2 rRNA genes are annotated in these 450 nt (G+C 41.6%); both read left to right on the top strand.

Annotation, left to right across the window (positions count from 1 at the left end):
- Positions 1-65 (top strand): 16S ribosomal RNA (locus ACN6NF_RS25725); the annotation flags it as partial.
- A gap of 273 nt (positions 66-338) precedes the next feature.
- Positions 339-450, top strand: a 23S ribosomal RNA gene (locus ACN6NF_RS25720); the annotation flags it as partial.

Raw genomic sequence — 450 nt, 5'->3', positions numbered from 1 at the left:
AGATGATTGGGGTGAAGTCGTAACAAGGTAGCCGTATCGGAAGGTGCGGCTGGATCACCTCCTTTCTATGGAGAATCGTTTCCTGCGATGGAAACATTCAAATATGAAGCATAGCTTCAAAATTACTCACTCGTTGCTCAGTTTTGAGAGTTCAAACTCTCAATATTGCACCTTGAAAACTGGATACCGAAACGAAATTGCGTTTTAGAATATTCCTTTAAGCTGATCTTGTGTAAACAAGTGAAATAAAGGTAGCAAATAAGGAAAGATATTTTGCTTTTAGCAAAAATTATTCTTTATTGAACATCGACATTTTCTTTCTATGAAAGAAAAGTCTAGGTTAAGCTACAAAGAGCACACGGAGGATGCCTAGGCGCCAGGAGCCGACGAAGGACGTGGCGAACAACGATAAGGCCTCGGGGAGCTGTAAGCAAGCTTTGATCCGGGGAT

The sequence above is a fragment of the Paenibacillus sp. TSM33 genome, from assembly GCF_056099025.1.
The sequence above is the reverse complement of the archived record's forward strand: the minus strand, read 5'-3'. Positions and strand labels throughout refer to the sequence as shown.